This window comes from Cryobacterium sp., from assembly GCF_026786305.1.
Classification (GTDB): domain Bacteria; phylum Actinomycetota; class Actinomycetes; order Actinomycetales; family Microbacteriaceae; genus Cryobacterium.
Genome location: NZ_JAJAYI010000096.1, coordinates 80,821 through 99,291, shown reverse-complemented (window position 1 = coordinate 99,291; position 18,471 = coordinate 80,821). Strand labels below are relative to the sequence as shown.

Annotated in this window: 16 protein-coding genes, 2 tRNA genes and 3 pseudogenes; 9 read left to right on the top strand and 12 right to left on the bottom strand. The window is 64.8% G+C overall.

Annotated elements, in window-relative coordinates; translation table 11 throughout:
- Both LH475_RS12660 and LH475_RS12655 read left to right on the top strand, forming a co-directional pair.
- Positions 1-193, top strand: a pseudogene (locus LH475_RS12660) (hypothetical protein); the annotation flags it as partial.
- Between the two features lie 667 nt (positions 194-860).
- Entirely contained in the window at positions 861-1,526 is a 666-nt protein-coding gene (locus LH475_RS12655; RefSeq protein ID WP_297414395.1) for a DUF6226 family protein, read from the top strand.
- A gap of 160 nt (positions 1,527-1,686) precedes the next feature.
- Here the strand turns inward: LH475_RS12655 and LH475_RS12650 are convergent, their stop codons facing one another.
- The 5 genes and pseudogenes from LH475_RS12650 to LH475_RS12630 form a co-directional block, all read right to left on the bottom strand.
- Positions 1,687-2,874, bottom strand: a complete 1,188-nt coding sequence (locus LH475_RS12650; protein WP_297414393.1) for a site-specific integrase — start codon at positions 2,872-2,874, stop codon at positions 1,687-1,689.
- Positions 2,874-3,110 (bottom strand): helix-turn-helix domain-containing protein, encoded by a 237-nt coding sequence (locus LH475_RS12645; protein ID WP_297414391.1) that lies wholly within the window; start codon positions 3,108-3,110, stop codon positions 2,874-2,876. The genes LH475_RS12650 and LH475_RS12645 overlap by 1 nt, the downstream gene beginning before the upstream one ends.
- Positions 3,111-3,281: 171 nt before the next feature.
- Positions 3,282-3,354, bottom strand: a tRNA-Arg gene (locus LH475_RS12640).
- 63 nt (positions 3,355-3,417) lie between these two features.
- Positions 3,418-4,046, bottom strand: a pseudogene (locus tag LH475_RS12635) (isocitrate/isopropylmalate family dehydrogenase).
- Positions 4,039-4,557: an isocitrate/isopropylmalate family dehydrogenase gene (locus tag LH475_RS12630; protein WP_297414389.1), complete on the bottom strand. Its 519-nt coding sequence runs from the start codon at positions 4,555-4,557 to the stop codon at positions 4,039-4,041. The pseudogene LH475_RS12635 and the gene LH475_RS12630 overlap by 8 nt, the downstream one beginning before the upstream one ends.
- Positions 4,558-4,808: 251 nt before the next feature.
- Between LH475_RS12630 and LH475_RS12625 the strand changes: the two are divergent.
- Both LH475_RS12625 and LH475_RS12615 read left to right on the top strand, forming a co-directional pair.
- Positions 4,809-6,145, top strand: a pseudogene (locus LH475_RS12625) (aldehyde dehydrogenase family protein).
- A gap of 20 nt (positions 6,146-6,165) precedes the next feature.
- Positions 6,166-6,939: an SDR family oxidoreductase gene (locus LH475_RS12615; protein WP_297414386.1), complete on the top strand. Its 774-nt coding sequence runs from the start codon at positions 6,166-6,168 to the stop codon at positions 6,937-6,939.
- A gap of 53 nt (positions 6,940-6,992) precedes the next feature.
- Here LH475_RS12615 and LH475_RS12610 read toward each other — a convergent pair whose 3' ends face one another.
- From LH475_RS12610 to LH475_RS12590, 5 genes are all read right to left on the bottom strand, one after another.
- Positions 6,993-8,441, bottom strand: a complete 1,449-nt coding sequence (locus LH475_RS12610) for an amidase (RefSeq protein ID WP_297414384.1) — start codon at positions 8,439-8,441, stop codon at positions 6,993-6,995.
- A 42-nt stretch (positions 8,442-8,483) separates the two neighbouring features.
- Positions 8,484-10,268: an ABC transporter ATP-binding protein gene (locus tag LH475_RS12605; RefSeq protein ID WP_297414378.1), complete on the bottom strand. Its 1,785-nt coding sequence runs from the start codon at positions 10,266-10,268 to the stop codon at positions 8,484-8,486.
- On the bottom strand, positions 10,265-11,146 hold the full coding sequence (locus LH475_RS12600) for an ABC transporter permease (protein ID WP_297414376.1): 882 nt from the start codon (positions 11,144-11,146) through the stop codon (positions 10,265-10,267). Before LH475_RS12600 ends, LH475_RS12605 begins: the two co-directional genes overlap by 4 nt.
- Positions 11,143-12,090 (bottom strand): ABC transporter permease, encoded by a 948-nt coding sequence (locus tag LH475_RS12595; protein WP_297414374.1) that lies wholly within the window; start codon positions 12,088-12,090, stop codon positions 11,143-11,145. The genes LH475_RS12600 and LH475_RS12595 overlap by 4 nt, the downstream gene beginning before the upstream one ends.
- 103 nt (positions 12,091-12,193) lie before the next feature.
- Entirely contained in the window at positions 12,194-13,705 is a 1,512-nt protein-coding gene (locus tag LH475_RS12590; protein WP_297414372.1) for an ABC transporter substrate-binding protein, read from the bottom strand.
- A gap of 217 nt (positions 13,706-13,922) precedes the next feature.
- Between LH475_RS12590 and LH475_RS12585 the strand changes: the two genes are divergently transcribed.
- Complete coding sequence (locus LH475_RS12585; RefSeq protein ID WP_297414370.1) at positions 13,923-14,690, top strand: FadR/GntR family transcriptional regulator; 768 nt, start codon at positions 13,923-13,925, stop codon at positions 14,688-14,690.
- A gap of 8 nt (positions 14,691-14,698) precedes the next feature.
- Here LH475_RS12585 and LH475_RS12580 read toward each other — a convergent pair whose 3' ends face one another.
- Positions 14,699-14,917 carry a thioredoxin gene (locus LH475_RS12580; RefSeq protein WP_297414368.1) on the bottom strand — a complete coding sequence of 73 codons (219 nt, stop codon included), beginning with the start codon at positions 14,915-14,917 and terminating at the stop codon, positions 14,699-14,701.
- A 123-nt stretch (positions 14,918-15,040) separates the two neighbouring features.
- Between LH475_RS12580 and orn the strand changes: the two genes are divergently transcribed.
- The 4 genes from orn to LH475_RS12560 all read left to right on the top strand — a co-directional run bounded on the left by orn (position 15,041) and on the right by LH475_RS12560 (position 17,598).
- Entirely contained in the window at positions 15,041-15,727 is a 687-nt protein-coding gene (gene orn, locus LH475_RS12575; RefSeq protein WP_297414366.1) for an oligoribonuclease, read from the top strand.
- 44 nt (positions 15,728-15,771) lie between these two features.
- Positions 15,772-15,847, top strand: a tRNA-His gene (locus LH475_RS12570).
- Positions 15,848-15,903: 56 nt separating this feature from the next.
- Positions 15,904-16,254: a metallopeptidase family protein gene (locus LH475_RS12565; RefSeq protein WP_196842727.1), complete on the top strand. Its 351-nt coding sequence runs from the start codon at positions 15,904-15,906 to the stop codon at positions 16,252-16,254.
- Positions 16,255-16,278: 24 nt separating this feature from the next.
- Positions 16,279-17,598 (top strand): hypothetical protein, encoded by a 1,320-nt coding sequence (locus tag LH475_RS12560; RefSeq protein ID WP_196842726.1) that lies wholly within the window; start codon positions 16,279-16,281, stop codon positions 17,596-17,598.
- Positions 17,599-17,604: 6 nt separating this feature from the next.
- Here LH475_RS12560 and LH475_RS12555 read toward each other — a convergent pair whose 3' ends face one another.
- The gene (locus LH475_RS12555) at positions 17,605-17,880 is read right to left on the bottom strand and encodes a hypothetical protein (protein ID WP_196842725.1); all 276 of its coding nucleotides are present in this window, start codon (positions 17,878-17,880) and stop codon (positions 17,605-17,607) included.
- Positions 17,881-18,471: the final 591 nt, after the last annotated feature.

The window sequence follows — 18,471 nt, the reverse complement described above, 5'->3', positions numbered from 1 at the left end:
GATCTCAGGAACGCGGCTGGAGCGCGACCGGGCAACGCGGCAGACTGCTTGGCCAGGCGAGCCGCCGGCCGACACCGTCGAAGACGAGATCATCGGCGACCGCGATGAGGACTTCGTGCAGTTCGTCGTCGACGATGTCGCGCGTCGCCGCGATGCCGAGGCATCGTTCTACTCTCGCGCTGAATCTAGTTGATATCGCCAAGCCTTGGCTCTTGCGAAGGGCGCAAAAGGGATTGCTTCGCTGTCGCAGTTGACGCTCCTGAGCGAGAATGTTCAAAGGGCGGGGTAAACGCGACACCTTCGGGCTCGTAACCCGCAGATCCCAGTATCCGTGCGGACGTGCCCGCTCAGCGTCCGTCTTACGGGCAGCGGATGAGCCCACGCGCGACGGCAGGATGTCTTCAGCAGCGTTGGAGCCGTTGGCACTTGGGAGACGCAAAGATGATCTTGTACTCGTGTCCATTGGACACAGGGTGGTCACACTCGTAGAGTGACAAATGCGCGGCGTGAAGTAGCTGCGCGATCGTGCAGGCTCTCGACGCCGAGACGCACACGACTTGGAGATTGGGGCACCGCATGACTCAGTCACGTGGCCATGCCGGGCTATGGCAAGTACTGGGGGCGGTCCTGGCCTTCCTTGCCAAGGGCGTCGGTGCCGGGCTGTCCTCGATCGCCACCATGACTATTGGAGGCCGAGCTGCCCCAGGCGACCTGCCAACATCGCCGCCGCCGAAAGAGTTTCGACCTTAAACGACCAGCACCGCCTCAGCGGGTTCGGTCTGTGAGATGTCTTCTGAGAATCCGATATGCGGGCCAACCGCTTGCTCGGCAACCAGGACGCTGACGGATAGTTTGTGAACATGACAGAGTACCGACGCCCCACGTTTCCGGTGGAGATCTACCGCGATGAGCAGGGCCGCCCGATTTACTACGGCAATCGATGGGGAGGAGAGTCTCCACCCGAAGACTCGTATTCCCGTCTCAGCAATCCGCAGCGTTTCGCGCCTCTGCACGCCGTCGCCGACGCCCTCATCGATTGGCTGCAGGACACCTTCGACGTGACCGTCGAGCAAACCCCGAGCGCCGCCAGTGATCTTCTGCACATGCCAGATCATGTTGTCCGCGCAGTACGCGTCGTGCCTCGCGACCGGACAGCGGCCCCCCTGACATTTGTCCTCACACCGTTCCCGGGGGTCTACCTTCACGCAGGTGTGCTCCACGACTTCCACTTTCCCGTGTGCGGCTGTGACGCCTGCGATGACGATGTCTTGAATCTGGCGGAAGAGCTTGAATGGACCGTGCGCACCGTCGTTTCAGGCGGCTATTCTGAACGATTCGATCCGGGTCGGGGCGACTGGATTCATAACCCCCCCGAGGAGCCAGAGGCCGGGATGCGAGCCGGATGCAGCCGCACCGCGGACCGGCCCGAGGACCGGGTCAGGTGCGCGCGAAGCGCGCTACCGGCGGCCGGAGAGTGGTCAGCTTGGCCATTGGTGCCGAAGGGCGAAGCCGACGCAGCCGGCTGATCGCGCGAGCTTGCTGTGCCGGTGAGCGTTCCCTTGTGACCGCCCAGGAATTCACGCCGATTTCGTGTGAACGCAGCCAGGCTCCCACCACAAGAGAGTCGCTTCGATCTCCCGGATGTCAAAACGTTCGACGTTGGCGTTTAGAGGATCAAGGGATTCTTTACGAAGGCGGAGCCAGCCGCTGCAGCACCGTCGCCGGCTCGGATTTTACGGCGCGGTCAGGCTCCGCGTAGTGCGCCTTTGTCGTTGACGTCGACGTGTGTCCGAGTACATCGGCCGCAGCCTGCAAACCCAGTTGGTTGGCGAGCAGCGTCGCCCCCGTTCGGCGGAAGGCGTGGGGGGTTATCCCCATGCCTTCGAGGCCAGCGTTCCGGAGAATCTGGCGGAATGTGCGCCGGACGTTGTGCGGCGCGAGTGGCTTGCCGTTCCGCGTGAAGAACAGCAAATGTTCTCCGTCCTCCGCCTCGATCAGTGTTAGACGTCGTCGTATCACCTCTGCCGCGAATTGCGGCACGGCGACGACCCGGTTCGACTCATGCGTTTTGGGATGCGCCTGACGAAGCACGCCGGCGCCACCTTGCACGACGAGCGTGCCGCGGATGTGCACCCAAGGCGGGTCGGCGGTCATATCTATGTCGCACTTTCGAAGCGCAAGCGCCTCGCCGATGCGCGTCGCCGTGCCGAGCATCACCTCGATCAGGTCCCGCACCTGCCCGTCGGGTTTGGGCCCCATCCTGCCCTCCGCTGTGCGCCAGTCGCGGGCCGCGAGGCGGATTGCTGCTACCTGATCCGGCGTGAGCGCTTTCGGGGTGTGCTGGGGCTTCTTCATCCGCGAGGTTTCCTTCACGGGATTGCGCGCGATGATTCCCCGCCGCACCGCAAACCCCAGCACCATGCTGAGGATCGTGCGGGAGTGCTTGGCTCGTGTGTACGAGATCGCGCGCTGCACCTTCAGGAAAAGCTCAATGCGGCCGACGGTCACCTCGCGAACCGTGAAGTGCTCGAAAAAGGGAAGCACGAGCCCGCGCAGCTCGTACTCGTAGACGGTTTTTGTACCGTTCGCGCGGTCGACGTCGAGCATCAGGTCCTCCAGCCAGGCCTCGGCCAGCATTCTGAACGGCGAGCCCGCGTTCACTGAGTCACCGACGTTACCGACGCGCATACGCGCGGCCAGCTCGACCTTGAGCGCGGTGTCCGCCGCGTTGCGACTCGAGCCGGTCGCGGTGACTTGCCTCGACTGACCGTCCCAGTCGCGGAAACGAGCCGTCGCCCGAAAACGCCCTGCACCGACCTCGGTCGTCTTTATCGCGCCGAACGTATTGATGGGCAGTCGTGGTCGGCCGGCCATCAGTGCTGGCCCCCGCGGCCGCCCATAAACGGTACGGGCTCGTGAAGACCATCCAGCCACCGAAGAACATCGGAGACGCGGTAGCGGATCTCCCGTCCGACTCGAATGCCGGATGGGCCGCGGCCATCGGTGCGCAGGTCGTAGATCGCCTGCACGTGCACGCCGAGATACTTGGCGAGCTCGCTCGTCGTGAGTACGGGCTCCAAACCGAGCCCCGAGAGACTTGTAGCATCCATACCCCGTAGGTGCCCAAGGTCACACCAGGTGAATCGAACTGGGTCGCGTACCTTCTCTCCGAGCGCCCACACGGGGCGGGCGCCACGGAATAAGCGTTGAATAAACGTTGAGTGAATCAAGTCTTGCCCCTTCGGTGAGGACAAGAAACCCTGGTCAGACGATTTTTTCGGTGCCCCCGGTAGGAATCGAACCTACGACAATCGGATTAGAAGGCCGGTGCTCTATCCACTGAGCTACGGGGGCGTTACCGCTCAAGGTTACCAACCCCTGCGTTGAACTCCCACCAGCCGATCGGCTGACCGGCCGTCAGCGCCCAGAGCTCAGGTCGGCGAGGTCGTCCATGATGGAATGACCGGGAACGGCGGGCACTGTCGCGCCGTTTTTTACCAAACCTGCGATTTCCCGGCCCAGTTGCTGGGTCGGGAATCCCCTGGCCGGTCCGGCGGTCGACGGTAACTGGGCCAGCAGGTGCACGGCAGCAGCCTCGACCGCCCGGGCAGCGGCGCCGTCACCCAGGTGGGCGAGGCACATGGCCGTGGATAGTACTGCCCCGATCGGGTTGGCCCAGCCGCGCCCAGCAATGTCGGGCGCGGAGCCGTGAATTGCTTCGAACATGCTCGGTCCGGAGCCGTCGAGATTCAGGTTTACACTCGCGGCAACGCCCAGCCCCCCTGAATCAAGGCGCCCAGATCGGTGATGATGTCACCGAACAGGTTGTCGGACACGACCACGTTTAAGCGCTCCGGCGTCGTCGGCAGGTCGAAGCACATGGCGTCAACGTGCACGTCGTCCACGGGAACTGCGGAAAAGCGAGCGCTCAACTCGCCGACCGTGGACTGCCAGAGCGTGCCGGCCTCGACCAGGATGTTCTTTTCGTGGCACAGGGTCAGTGTGCCGCCCCGACGCTCGGCCAGTCGAAACGCGAATTCAACCACCCGCTCCACGCCCGTGCGGGTAGTGACCGATTCCTGCACGGTCACAGCGTGCGGCGTGCCGGCGTGCCCCGTCGATCCACCCCCCCAGGTACGAACCCTCGGTGTTATCCCGAACAATCACGAGGTCGCAACGTTCCGGGGAGAGGCCGGCAGTGGGCGTCGCCACGCCGGGATACAGCTTGACCGGTCGCAGGTTCACGGCCTGGTGAACGGTGCGTCGCATCTCCAGGATGAAGCCGCGTTCCAGAATGCCCGGTGCAACGGCGGGGTCGCCCATGGCGCCGAACAGAATCGCGTCGTGGCAGCGGAGCCGTTCCTGCAGTGCGGGCGTCCAGAGTTCGCCGGTGGCCAGGTAGTGCTGGGCACCGGCCGAAATCTCGGTGAGTTCGGTGCTGAAGCCGAACGCCGACTCCGCCGCAGCCAGCACCTCGATGGGGGCATCGATCACTTCGGGACCGATTCCGTCGCCGCGGATCACGGCCAGCCGGTGGACTCTCACGGTACTCGTCATGGCGCTCTCCCTGGTGGTCGGATGAGCGTCGCGGCAGGTCATTGACCTCACGATCGCCACTCGAGATTCTAGATAGGATACTGGTCAGACCAGTAAAAACAAGAGTATTTCATTCAGTGCCCAGGACAGAAAGCGGTCACCGTGGTTGCGTTCCCGATTCCTTACCCGGCCGGGCTTCCCGTCGGCGAGCGCTGGCTGGACTGCTCGGAGCAGCAGGAGATACTGTTTCCCTTCGACGGCTCCCCGTTGCGATGTCCCCGGTCGGCTCGGTGGCGCACGCCATACTCGCAGTGGATGCGGCCGCCTCGGTACGCGCGGACCTCGCCGGGCTGAGCACGGGCATCCGCCGTACCCTGCTCGTCGGCATCCACGATGCCCTCTTCGAGCGAACCGCCCAATTCGAACAGCTCCTGGTGCTGGAGACTGGCAAGCCGCTCGTCGACTGCCGCACCGAAGTCGCCCGCGCCCTCACGACCTGGTCGGCGAGCGCTGAGGAAGTCGCCCACCAGCACGGCGAAACCGTTCCGCTCGACCTGCAGTAATCCGGCGTGGGAATGATCGGGTATTGGACGCGGCGGCCAGCCGGAATCGTCGTCGGCATCACCGGCTTCAACTACCCCCTACTGCTGGCCAGCCACAAGCTCGCCCCCGCTCTTGCGGCGGGGTGCCCGATCATCATCAAGCCAGCACCGAACACTCCACTCACAACGCTGTGGGCGGTCGACCTGATTCGCGAGGTGCTGCGCGAACACGGAGTGTCGCCCTATACCGTTCAGCTCGTCACGGGAGACAACGCGGTCGGCGAGGCCCTGGTGCGCGATCCGCGCGTGGCCGTGGTCTCCTTCACCGGTTCCGCAGCCGTCGGACACCAGATTGCCCGCGACGCGGCACCGCGCAAGGTGGTGCTCGAACTCGGCGCCAATACCGCCCTGATCGTCGGAAGCGACGCCGACGTTGAATCGGCCGTCGACGCGGTGATTCGCGGCGCTTTCTATGCCAACGGCCAGGCCTGTATCTCGGTTCAGCGCATTCTGGTGCACGATGCGATTGCCGATGAATTCGAGCACATGCTGCTCGCTCGCCTCCCCGAGGTGCTGGTCGGTGATCCCCGCCACGACAGCACCCGGGTGGCCCCTCTCATCACTGAGGCGTCGACGGCGCGCATCCTGGCGTGGATCACCGCCGCCCGGCCAGCGGGGCCCGAGTTCTCACCGGCGGCCATCTGGTCGACCGCAGCATCGCCCCGACCGTGCTGACGGATGTTCCACACGACGCCCTGGTCTGGTGCGAGGAAATCTTTGGACCGGTTGTCGTGTTGCAGCGCGTCTTAGACCTGGCTTCGGCGATCGAGCTGGTCAATCGATCGCGCTACGGCCTGCAGGCCGCAATCTTCTCGGGTTCCCTGCAACGAGCGTTTCGCTCCATCAACGAGCTGGATGTCGGCGGCGTCGTGGTCAACGAGATTCCCGGTTTTCGCTCCGACATCATGCCCTACGGCGGCGTCAAGCACTCCGGCAAGGGCCGGGAAGGGCCCCGGTTCGCCATCGAAGAGTTCACCGTGACCCGCATGGCTATGACCCGCCCGTAGCTGGCAGAGAAAGAAACATCGTGGACTATACCCAACTGTTCCAGTTTTCAAGTCGCCGTGTACTCGTGATGGGCGCCGGCAGCGGCATCGGCCGGGAGAGCGCCCTCGCCCTACACGCCCACGGCGCCACGGTCATCTGCGCCGACCGAGACGCGAACAGCGCTGCAGCCACCGCCGCTCAGCTCGGCGCCGGAGCCAGCTCGCTGCAGCTCGACGTACTCGACCCGGAAGCCGTGCGGGCCGCCGCCCGCGACCTCGATGATTTGGCCGCCCTCGTCTTCACCGCCGCCACTAACGTGAGCAAGCGCATCGCGGACTACACCCTCGACGAGTTCGATCGCGTCGTGAACCTCAACCTGCGGGCGGCCTTCGTGCTCATTCAGGCCTTTGCGCCAACCATGACGGCCAACGGCGGCGGCAGCATCATCGGCTTCGCCTCGATTCGCGCGGTCACGGTCGAACCCGGCCAGGGGGTCTACGCCGCGACCAAGGCCGGTCTGGTGCAGTTGCTGCGCACGGCCGCCGCCGAAAACGGGCCGGCCGGGGTTCGGGTGAACGCGATCTCCCCCGGCGTGGTGGAAACCCCGCTGACGGCCCAGATCAAGAACGACCCCGAGTGGTACAACGCCTACGCAGCCAAGAGTGCACTGGGCCGCTGGTCGACACCGAGCGAACTGGCCGGTGCCGTGGTCTACCTCGCCTCGGACGCGTCGCGGTTCGTCACCGGATCGGTGCTCACCGTCGACGGCGGCTGGACAGCCGTCGACGGCCGCTTCAACCCGCCAAACACCTAGCGCACGAGTCGGTTGGTGCCTCAGCCGATTCGGTCTGGTGCCAGTCGAGCCCGTCAGGGCGTCGTGCGGTCAGTGGGCCGGCTCGTGCACCGGTGAAAGGGCCAGACCGGTTCGGCCGCCGCCGGCCGCGTCTGCTCGTACCAGTGCGTGGCCCGCAGTACCGCCAGATCCTCGAAGCGGCGCCCGGCGATGTGCAGCCCGATAGGGCGCCCGTCGGCGGTGAACCCACAGTTCACCGAGCTGGCCGGCTGCTCAGAGAAGTTGTACGGCGCGGTGAACGCGATGTGATCGAGCGAGGTGGCCGCGTCATCGGTCGGCATCGGCCATTCCGCCGGAAACGCGGCGACCGGCGATACGGGTGAGAGGACCAGGTCGTAGGGTGCGGTGACCGCGACGGTCCTCGCGCGGAGGTCCTGGATGCTCTGATAGCAGCGCACCACCTCGGTACCCGACACCCCTGAACCGGCCAGTACCCAGTCCCGAATGAAGTCGAGCACCATCGCCTGCCGGGCCGGTTCGAGCTGCTCATAGTCGGCGAGGGAGCGCACCCGCAGAAACAGATCGAGATCGGCCAGGTATTTCTCCGTCATCAATGGAGCGATCTCTTCGACGATCGCGCCGGCCGCCTCGAAGAGTTGCACCGCCTGCAGAACGGATGCCGCGATCTCCGGATCGGTCACCATCCCGGCGCCGCCGGCCAGATGAAACCCCACGCGCAGTCCGACCACACCGGCTCCGGCGTAGTGCACGTCGGTCCAGTCCAGGTTCTGCTCTCCCAGGCTGGTGTAGTCGCGCAGATCTGGCCGGGTGAGCACACCCATGAGCAGGGCCGCGTCATCCACTGTTCTGGTGAGTGGCCCGGCCACTCGGCCCATGTAGGGCGGGTCGACGGCGATGCGGCCGAAACTCGGTTTGAGCGTAACGAGCCCGAGCCAGGTGGCCGGCAGCCGCAGGGACCCACCGATGTCGGAGCCGATGTGCAGCGGGCCGATTCCGGCGGCGGCAGCAGCGCCCGCCCCGGCGCTCGACCCGCCGACCGTCCACGCCGGGTTCCACGGGCTGCGGGTGATTCCGTGCAGGCTCGACACGCCGGAGGAGAGCATGCCATAGTCCGGCATGACCGTGACACCGAAGATGACGCCGCCAGCCTCCCGAATGCGGGCAGCGCTCGGCCCGTCGGTGGGCGCGACGGGCGCGTCGAATTTGGCGGCGGTGCCGGAGGGTTGGCCGAAGCCACGAACAGCCACGTTTTCCTTGATGCTGGTCGGCACGCCGTCGATCGTCCCAAGCGGAGTTCCGGCGGTCCAGCGGCGTTCGCTGGCTGCGGCCGCTTCGAGCGCTCCAATCCGGTCGAGGCCCCAGAAACAGTTCAGCTCGGGCTGCAGTTGCTCGGCCTTGTCGAGGACCGCGGCCGTTACATCCACCGGGGAGAGGTCACCACTGGCGTAGCGTGCAACGAGCTCCGTCGCCGGCAGGTATTCGATGGGCACGGTCTCGGTCATGGCGGCAAGTCCAATGGGGCGGGTGCGGTGGGGCGGGCGGCATCAGGCGGTGACGCGACGGGCCAGCTCGTCCAGTGACGGCGTCGCGCTGACCAGCTGGCGCGTATACGGGTGCAGGGGGTGGTCGTAGACGTTGTCGGTGGGTCCGCATTCGACAATGCGTCCGTCGGAGATGACGGCCACGGTGTCGCACAGGTGACGAATGACTCCGAGGTCATGGGAGACAAACACGAGCGTGAGCTGATATTCGTCGACCAGGTCGGCGAGCACGTTCAGCACCTGTGCCCGCACCGACACGTCGAGGGCGCTGACCGCTTCGTCCGCCACCAGAACTCGCGGCCGGGTGATGAGCGCCCGCGCAATCGAGATGCGTTGCCGTTGGCCGCCGGAGAACTGGTGCGGATGCCGGTCCATCACGTCGGCGTCGAGCCCGACGGCGGCCAGCTGCGCTTCAACCCGGGCTCGGGCCTCGGCCCGACTGACGTGACGCAAGGGTTCGGCGACGATGTCGCGCACCGTCATGCGCGGGTCCAGTGACCCCATCGGGTCCTGAAACACGATCTGCACCTGACTGCGAAAATCACGCAATTGCCGTTCCGCGGCGATATCGATTCGTTGACCGAGTACGTCGATCGTGCCGGAACTCGGCTGGTCCAGGGCGCAGAGGATGCGCATGAGCGTGGATTTACCGGAACCGGATTCGCCCACGACGCCGAACCGTTGCCCCTCGGCCACATCGAAGGACACGTCGCGCAGGCCGTGCACGATCGGTGCTGGGGAGAACAGGCCGCCGCCGCGCCGACGGTACTGCCGGCTCAGGTCGCGCACGCGAATGACGGGTGCACCGGCCACCTCGTTAAAAATCACCGGCGGGCCGCCGGGTTCGAGCCGCTGGTGTGCGGCCCGGTGAGCCGGCAGCATCGGCGGCGGCGCATCCGCTTCGACCCGGCGGGGTGCCGCTGCGGCGGCGGGTACGAACGGGGTCGCGACGACGGGCATCGACACGGTGTGAAGCCGGCCACGGTCGTCGACCCAGGAGAGATCGGACGCCGCGATGAGGTTTTTGGTATACGGATGCTGCGGCGCGGTCAACACGCGTCCGACCGGTCCATCCTCGACAATGTTGCCCTGGTACATGACCAGCACCCGCTGGCATACCTCCGCGACCACCGCGATGTCGTGGGTGATCAACATGAGCGCGGTGCCGCGGTCGGCCACGAGGTTTCCGATCAGTTTTAGTACCCCGGCCTGCACGGTGACGTCGAGCGCCGTGGTCGGTTCGTCGCAGAGCAACAGCTGGGGGTCGTTGGCCATCGCCATGGCGAGCATGACACGCTGGCGTTGCCCGCCGGAGAGCTGGTGCGGAAACGCGAGGGCCGCCTCGGTGGGGTTGGGCAGTTTGACCTGCGCCAGCAGGTCGACGGCGCGTTCCCGGGCCTGGCGCCGACCCTTCTCGGTGCGGTGCACCATCATAATTTCGGCCACCTGGGCTCCGACCCGCATGAGCGGATTCAGGGCGGTCATCGGCTCTTGAAACACCATCGCCATGGTGCTGCCACGTAACTGATTCAGGCGACGCTCGGCCGCGGTGAGCAGATCGGTATCGAGACCGTTCAGGCGCACGGTGCCGGTGGCCCTGAGAGTTTCCGGCAGCAGCCCCATGACGGATATCGCGGTGAGCGACTTTCCCGAGCCTGATTCCCCGATCAGGCCGACGCGTTCGCCGGCCGCGATGTCGAAACTGATGCCGTGCAGCAGCTCGACGAAGGGCGAACCGACCCGCAGGTCTCGCACGCTGAGAGTCGATGTTGGTGTGATCGAGGTCATCGTTTCACCTGCATTTTGGGGTCGAAGCGATCGCGGAGGCCGTCACCGAGCAGGTTGAAGCCGAGCACCGCGATGGCAATGGCGATTCCCGGCCACACGATCAGCAGCGGCTCGATGAACAAGTAGCCCTGGGCATCCTGCAGCATGCGCCCCCAGGACGGTGTGGGGGGTGGCGTGCCGAGACCCAAGTATGAGAGGGCGGCCTCGGCCAGGACCGCGATGCCGAACGAGACCGAGGCCTGCACGATGAGCATGCCGCTGATGTTGGGCAGAATGTGCCGCACTCCGATGAACACGCCGCTCTTGCCCGAGGCGCGGGCCGCCTGCACGAATTCACGGCTCATGATCTGCATGGTTCCGCTGCGGGCGATGAGCGCGAATGCGGGTGCCGTTCCGATTCCGAGTGCCACCATCGCGGTGACCGTGCCGGCCCCGAAGATGGCGCCGAAGATGATCGCGAGCAGCAGGGCGGGAAAGGCGAGTGATATGTCGTTGCCGCGCATCATGAACTGGTCCCGTCGGCCCGGGTTCATGCCGGCGACGATGCCGAAGGGCACACCAAGCACGGCCGCGATGCCGACCGCGACGGTTCCCACGAGCAGCGAGATTTGGGCACCGCGCAGGATGGAACTGAACACGTCTCGCCCGAAGCTGTCGGTGCCCAGGAGGTGTTCCGAGCCGGGTGGCCGCAGGATGGAATCTGAGAAGACCCCCTCCGGGTCGAACGGCGTCCACCACAGCGAGACGACGGCAGCCAGCACGACGAGGCCGATGAGTACGAGGCCGGCCCCCAGCGTTGCCCTGCCATTCCCGCGGCTGGCCGTTCGGCGAGGCCGTGGCCCGGTCGCGGCGAGAGCCTGGGGATCGATAGCGCTCATGAGGCACTCCGAAGCCGGGGATCGATCAGCGTGAAGGCGAGATCGACGAGAAAGTTCAGCACCAGCACGAACACGACGAGCACGAGCACGATGCCCTGCACGGCGGGCAGGTCACGCAGGGCGACCTTGTCGAGCAGCAGGCTGCCGAGGCCGGGAATGCTGAACACCCGCTCGATCACGACGGCGCCGACCAGGAGGGTGGCGATCTGCAGACCGAGCACGGTCATCACCGGAACGGCAGCGTTCCGCAGTCCGTGCCGGAACAGCGCCCGTCCCGCGCCGAGGCCCTTGGCCCGGGCGGTGCGGATGAAGTCTTCCCGCATGACTTCCAGGACTGACGATCGCACGTAGCGGCTGAGTACGGCGCCCTGCACGCTGCCGAGGGCGATTGCGGGCAGGATGAGGTGCTCAAGGAATCCCCCGAAGTCGTCACCCGGGTCGACCCAGCCGCCCGCCGGGAGCCAGCGCAGCGTCACGGCGAAGACGGTGACGAGCAGCATACCGGCCAAAAAGCCGGGCACGGCAACACCGATCTGGCTGATGCCCGACAAAATCACGCCGTCGGGCTTTCGATGCCTGACCGCGGTCAGGATTCCGAACGGGATCGCGAAGAGCAGGGCCAGCACGACGCTGGTCAGCACGAGAATCACCGTGATGCCGAGGGCATCCGCTATGTCGGGGCCGATCGCCTGACGCGACACGGTGGAGGTACCGAAGTCACCGACGAGTACGTGCCCAAACCAGTCCAGATAGCGCACGACCGCGGGTCGGTCGAGTCCCATGGCCGTGGCCTGCTCGGCAACATCCGCTTCAGTGGCCTGAACCCCCAGGGCGATGCGTGCAGCGTTGCCGGGCAGGATCGACAGCATCAGGAATGTCACGATCGAGGCCACGACGACCGTGGTGGCGAACACGCCGATGCGTCGTAGAACCACAAGCGCCATAACGGGACTTTCCTCTGACTGATTTACGGTTGGTACGACGCTCGACACTGGCGCGCCAACCGCTTGAACAACAACAACCGTACGCGCGCCGGCTCCGACTTCCCTATCGTGCGATGGTCGACAGATCCAGCGCGAGGCTCGGGGTGTTCTTGGGAACGCCGAGCAGGTCGGCGTCGGCAAGGGAGATGGCCGGCTGAAGGTAGAGCCAATCGGCGGCGGCTTCATCGGCCATGGTGGTCGTGGCCTCCTTCATCAGTTCGATGTAAGCGGTCGGGTCGGCGGCATCCGCTTCAGCGAACGTCGCCATCACCTCGGGAGAGTCGTAACCCGCGTAGTAGGTGGGCGCGGCGAAAGCCGTCACGTCGCGCGGCTCGCTGTGCATGATGAGCGACATGTCGTAGTCGTGGTTGGAGAAGACCTCATCGAGCCAGACAGCTGGAAATTCGAGGGCCGTCACGTTGGCGGTGATGCCCACCTTGGATAACTGGTCCTTGACGACCTGAGCGCCGGCCACGGCGTAGGGAAGGTTGGGTATTTTGAACGACACGGTCAGGTCGCTGACGCCGGCCGCGTCGAGAAGCTCGGTGGCCTTGTCGGGGTCGTGCGGGTAGAGATCGGCCAGGCTGGCGTCGTACCAGGGGTCGGTCGGCGCCACCATGGAGCCGATCAGCAGACCGTAGCCGCTGTTCGCCGTGTCCATCACGGCCTGACGGTCGATCGCGTACATGACGGCCTGCCGCACACGAACGTCGCTGAACGCATCGCTGGCGTTGTTCATCGACAAGGTGACCTCACCGGTGCTGGCGCCCTCCAGCACCTGGAAGTCGGCGTTGGACTTGAACTGGTCGACAAGCTGGAACTGCGAGATACCCGAGATGAGGTTGATATCGCCGCTGAGCAGGGCGTTGGTCTGCGCGGTCGCATCGGTGAAGTAGCGCAGCGTCACATCCGTCATATACGGGGCCTCGCCCCAGTAGTCGGCGTTGGCTGAGAGAACGAGGCTTTCTCCGGTTTTGAAGGAGCTGACCGTATACGGTCCGGTACCGACCGCAGCGGTGGCGAGGTCGGCGATACCGGATTCGGTGAACATGGTGCCGACCGGACCGCTCATGTTGAACAGCCAGCTGTTGCTCGGCTTCGACAGGGTAATGCGAGCCTCGGTGTCACTGACGGCCTCGATAGCGGCAATCGGGTCGAGGTAGGCGGGACCGTTGGCGGTCCAGTTATCCTTGACACGTTCGAGACTGAACTTGACGCTGTCGGCGGTGAACGGTGACCCGTCGGAGAAGGTCACGCCCGCGTTGAGTTGAAAGTCGTAGACCAGCCCGTCGTCGCTGACCGTCCACGACTTGGCGAGCAGGGGAATGACCGTACCGTCGTTGTCGAGTTTCACCAGCCCCTCGTAGACGTTGTAGAGGAGCGCCTGCGGGATCGCGGCACCGGCGGTCGTGGTGTAGTCGAGGTTGCCGGGAGTAGCCAGCAGGCCCACGGTCAACGAGGTGTCGGGTTCTCCCTCGACGTTTGTTGACCCGGTGGAACAGCCGACCAGGGCCATGGATGCAACCATGACCGTGGCGAAGCTGGCGATCATTCTTCGCCGGGTGCGTGCCCTCATAGGAACGTGCCCCTCTGGTTCGGCTGGCCCGACGAAGATCGGCCAGAAATGCTGTCAGAAAGTGTGTGAGAAATACTGCGGAAATGTACTGTCCACACCGATGAAATATATGGTCAGACCAGTACACTCTGTACCAATGTCAGCTTTACATGCAGATCTCAGATCGTCAAGATCGACCCCGATATTGACACTGGGTCGCAACCTCGAGGAAGTGCAGATGACCCACAAAGCCGCATTTACCGCCGTCAAAACCGTGAAAGCCTACGAACGCGTCGTCGAGCAGATCGAAGGCGCCATCAGCACGCGGGAACTGCGCCCCGGCGATCGCCTGCCGAGCGAGCGCGAACTGATGCTGACTTTCGAGGTGAGCCGGTCGACCATTCGTGAGGCCTTGCGCGTTCTCGAGAGCACCGGACTGGTACGCTCGCGCCCTGGAGATCCGCGCGGACCCGAAGTTCTGCAAGCCTCGCCGGCCATCCTGACCAAAACCGTCAACCGTCTCGTGCGCCTGGAAACCATCGCCCTGGAAGAGCTTGTGGAGTTTCGCATCATGTTGGAGGGCGCCGCCTGCACCCTGGCCGCGCAGCACCGCACCGAGGACCAGCTGCAGACGATGCGTGCCGCCGTTGACGCGATGCGGGCTGAAGTGAAGCACGGACCGATCGCGTTTAGCCGAGCGGATGTCGCCTTTCACGTGAGTGTGTGGGAGGCCAGCCACAATCAACTCATTCAGATCTGCGGCGAGGCGGCCCGCGGCGCCCTCATCGACATGGTCGCCGAGGAACTCGATCGTGCGCCCAACTCCCAGGCCAAGATGGAACTGTCTCTGGCCCACGATCGCGAGATCCTGGGCGCGATCTCGGCGGGCGACGGACCAACCGCCGGACGGTTGGCCCGGTCCTTCGTCATCGAGTACTACGGCGACATCATGTCGCTGAAGAACCGGGCTGCGCTGGGTGCCGCTGACGACGTGGCTCTGTCGTAAACCCCGGTTCAGAGCGCTTTGGCGGCGGCGACGAGCACCTGCGTTAAAGTGGGAACGCCGGCCGCACGAAACACTTCGGTGCCGGCACCGTTGGTAATGATGACCGTTGGGGTGTTGCGGATGAGCAGCGCCTCGGCCTGCTCGGGTTCGCCGGCAACGTCGATTTCGCGCACCGTCGCGCCGGGGACTAACCGTTTCGCCTCGGAGAGGACCGCTCGCGTCTGCATGCACGGTTCGCAGAATGCCGAAGAATACAGTGTGAATTCCATCAAAGCCTCACAGGTCGTGCGTTGAAAATGGTCTCCCTCAAGTTTACAGGCCGTGTGGGAGGCCACCGGTAGACTCAACGTATGACGAACAGCACGACTGGTACAGCACCGACGACCGCTCCCACGACCGCCCCCACGATCTCCGCGACGTCGAAGAGTCCCGACCGCCTGGTCTGGATCGACTGCGAAATGACCGGGCTCGACCTGGACCGCGACGAGCTCGTCGAGATCGCTGTCGTCATCACCGACTACGATCTCAATGTGCTCGATCCCGGCCTGGACATCATCATTAAGCCCAACGACTCGGCCCTCGAGAATATGGGCGAATTCGTACGCAATATGCACACGTCCTCGGGTCTGATCACCGAGATCCCGAACGGCGTCAGCGCCGCCGAGGCAGAGTTTCAGGCTCTCGAATACGTACTGAAGTTCATTCCAGCCGAGCAGAAAGCCCCGCTCGCCGGCAACTCCATTGGCACCGATCGTGCCTTCCTCACCCGCTACATGCCGCGCCTCGACAACCAGCTGCACTACCGCAACGTCGACGTGTCATCGATCAAAGAGCTCGCCCGACGCTGGTACCCACGGGTATACTTCAACGCTCCGGCCAAAGACGGTGGACACCGTGCCCTGGCCGACATTCTCGAGTCGATCCGCGAGCTCGCGTACTACCGACAGACCGTCTTCGTGGCGGACCCCGGGCCGACCAGCGACGAAGCCAAGTCGCACGCCGCGGAAGTCGTGCACTTATTCACCTCCGAGGTGTAATAGGATTGCCAAGTTGCCCCGCATTGTAGACGCGGGGATGCATGGTGGGTATAGCTCAGTTGGCAGAGCGCCTGGTTGTGGTCCAGGAGGTCGCGGGTTCAATCCCCGTTACTCACCCCAATGACAGTCCGCGTGTCCGGCTCCGGCCGCCGTCGGGTCGTCGAGAGTAGGCCGCGATGTTAGACCTGGACGCATCCGAATTTGAGCGACTCGTCGTGGGCGAGCTGGATCTGCTGCCCGATGACATGGTCGACGGGCTCGACAATGTGATCTTCGTGGTCGAAGACCGTCCCGACGACGGCACCCTCGATATTCTGGGCCTGTATGACGGCGTCGCACTCACCGAGCGCGGTCAATACGGCTTTGGCGAGATGCCCGATCGCATTGTGCTGTATCGGGAGCCGCTACTGGCCATCTGTACTAGTCTCGACGACCTGCACGATGAAATTCACATCACCCTGGTTCATGAAATCGCCCATTTCTACGGCATTGATGACGACAGGCTGCACGAACTCGGCTGGAGCTGACCTCGAGCGGTCTAGCCTTGGAGCATGAGTTCCTTCCGTCCCGGCCGTTTCGTCGGCATCCTGGTCGGAACCGTGGTGATTCTCGGAATCGGCGTGTACGGCCCCGCGACATTGCTGGGGCCCCTGCCTGCCGTCACCACCACGACGGTCACTCCCGCCGCGAGTGCCGCCGCACCCACTCCCCCGGCGCTCTCGGCACATGGCGCGAGCGCCATCGCCGTACTCGCTGTCACGACGAGCGATGCTTCCGGCACGACCTCAAACGGCACGACCGGCTCGTCTTCAGCCAGCACGGATTCAACCAGCACCGCGGTTCCGGCGCCGATCGCGGTGGCTGGCACCGCCGAGGCGCTGCCGATGGCATCCATTGCCAAGGTCGTGACCGCACTCGTTGTCCTCGATGCGAAACCAATTGTGGCGGGCGAGACCGGCCCGATTGTCACCCTCACTGCGGCCGATTTTCAGAGCTATCTCGACTATGACAAGGTCGGTGCCCGCTCGGTTGCGGTCTTTGCCGACGAGCAGTGGACTGAGCTGGAGCTGTTGCAGGCGCTATTGCTCGGGTCGAGCAACAATCACGCCGACAGTGTGGCCCGTTGGGCGTTTGGCTCGGTCGACGCCTACGTTGTCGCCGCCAACGCCTGGCTGGCCGACAACGGGCTGACCGGCACCGCTGTCGTTGACGCCACCGGGCTCCACGATGCGAGCGCCGGCACTGCAACGGACCTGGCTCACCTCGCGGGCCTCGCCGCGACCAACCCGGTCGTGTCTGCGATGCTGAGCAGTCCCGCATCCGCTTTGGCAGACCGTCGTGGCGTCGAGAACACCACCTCGTATCTGCCGGAGGAAGGCGTCACGGGCATTTCGCGCAGTTACACGGATGCCGCCGGTATCTGTTTTCTGTTCACCGCGGAGGTCAGTGACGGCGCCTCGAGCTTCACGTTCTCTGGCGCCTTTATCGGTGAACCGACCTACGACGCGCTCACGGCCGACCTGACCGCCCTCATGGCAAGCGCGCGGGCCGGGGTCGGCCCGCTTCCGGTGCTCGCTGCCGGCGATGCCTACGCGACCTTTAAATCAGCGTGGGGTGATGAGGCTACGGCCGTTGTCGGAGTGTCGCGCACTCGTTATGGTTGGCAGGCCGCCGCCCCGGAGGCCGCGACGGTGACACTGAAGAGTTTCACCACGGCCCGCAAGGGCGCAAACGTCGGCCAGGTGCAGCTCACCGTCACTGGCGAGAAGCTCTCGGCCGCACTGAAACTTGACGGGGGCATCGCCGACCCTGGCCCGGGCTGGCGACTGTTGCATCCGATTGTCATGATCACAGCCCTGTTCAGGCAGTAACTCCGACTACAGCGGCTCGACCTCGGTGTCGATCGGGTCGCTCTCACCCTGGTCGAAGGCGTAGCGCACGCGGCGTTGCCCGTTCATGTCTCGTTGGTCTACCTCGTCGTACCAGAAGACTGATTCCAGACCGGCGACGGCCGCCACCATACTAATGCGGGGCGCGTGTTTTCCGCCCACGAGCACCCGGGAATCGATCTGACCCTCCAGGGGTCCGTCAATGAACTCGGCAATATATGTCTCGTTTGCCGAGTCGGCCCCGGTCTGGTCTGCACTTGTCATGCCAACAAACCTAGTCCTCTCCCACGCCTTTTCACGGCAGGTGCGGAACGCAATAGGGCCGCGGCACATTGACGAACCCGCGCTGACGGGCCACGATGGCTCCGTCTGCGGGCAGTATCCCGGCTGCCGCGATGTCGGCAAACAAATTGGAGATCACTGATGCTCTCGCACTTCTCAGTACCCGCAGGAGCGTCTCGCCCACCACGGCTGCGATCGCTCGTCGTTGCTGCGAGCACCGCCGCACTCGTCGTCGCGTCTCTCGCTGGCACTGCTGGCGTGGCCTCGGCTGCGCCTCCGCCGAGCAGCGCGCACAGCGCTGTGACGTCCAACCCTGATTTCACGGCCAACACCGGTTTTGTGCGGCAGCTGTCCACCAGGTCCGGTGACTCGGCCCAGCGCCAGATTCCCGTCGGGCCGACGACTACGAAGATTGAAATCTCGGTGGCACAGATGCCCCCCGCGAACGTCACCTGCAGTTTCCGTGCAGACGGAAGCTCACTCGCCCGACGCACCTGGACACCGGCACAGTGGTCAGCATCCGGAACACGCTCCCTCACGTTTGCGGCCGGATCAGTGAGCATGTCTTCTGGG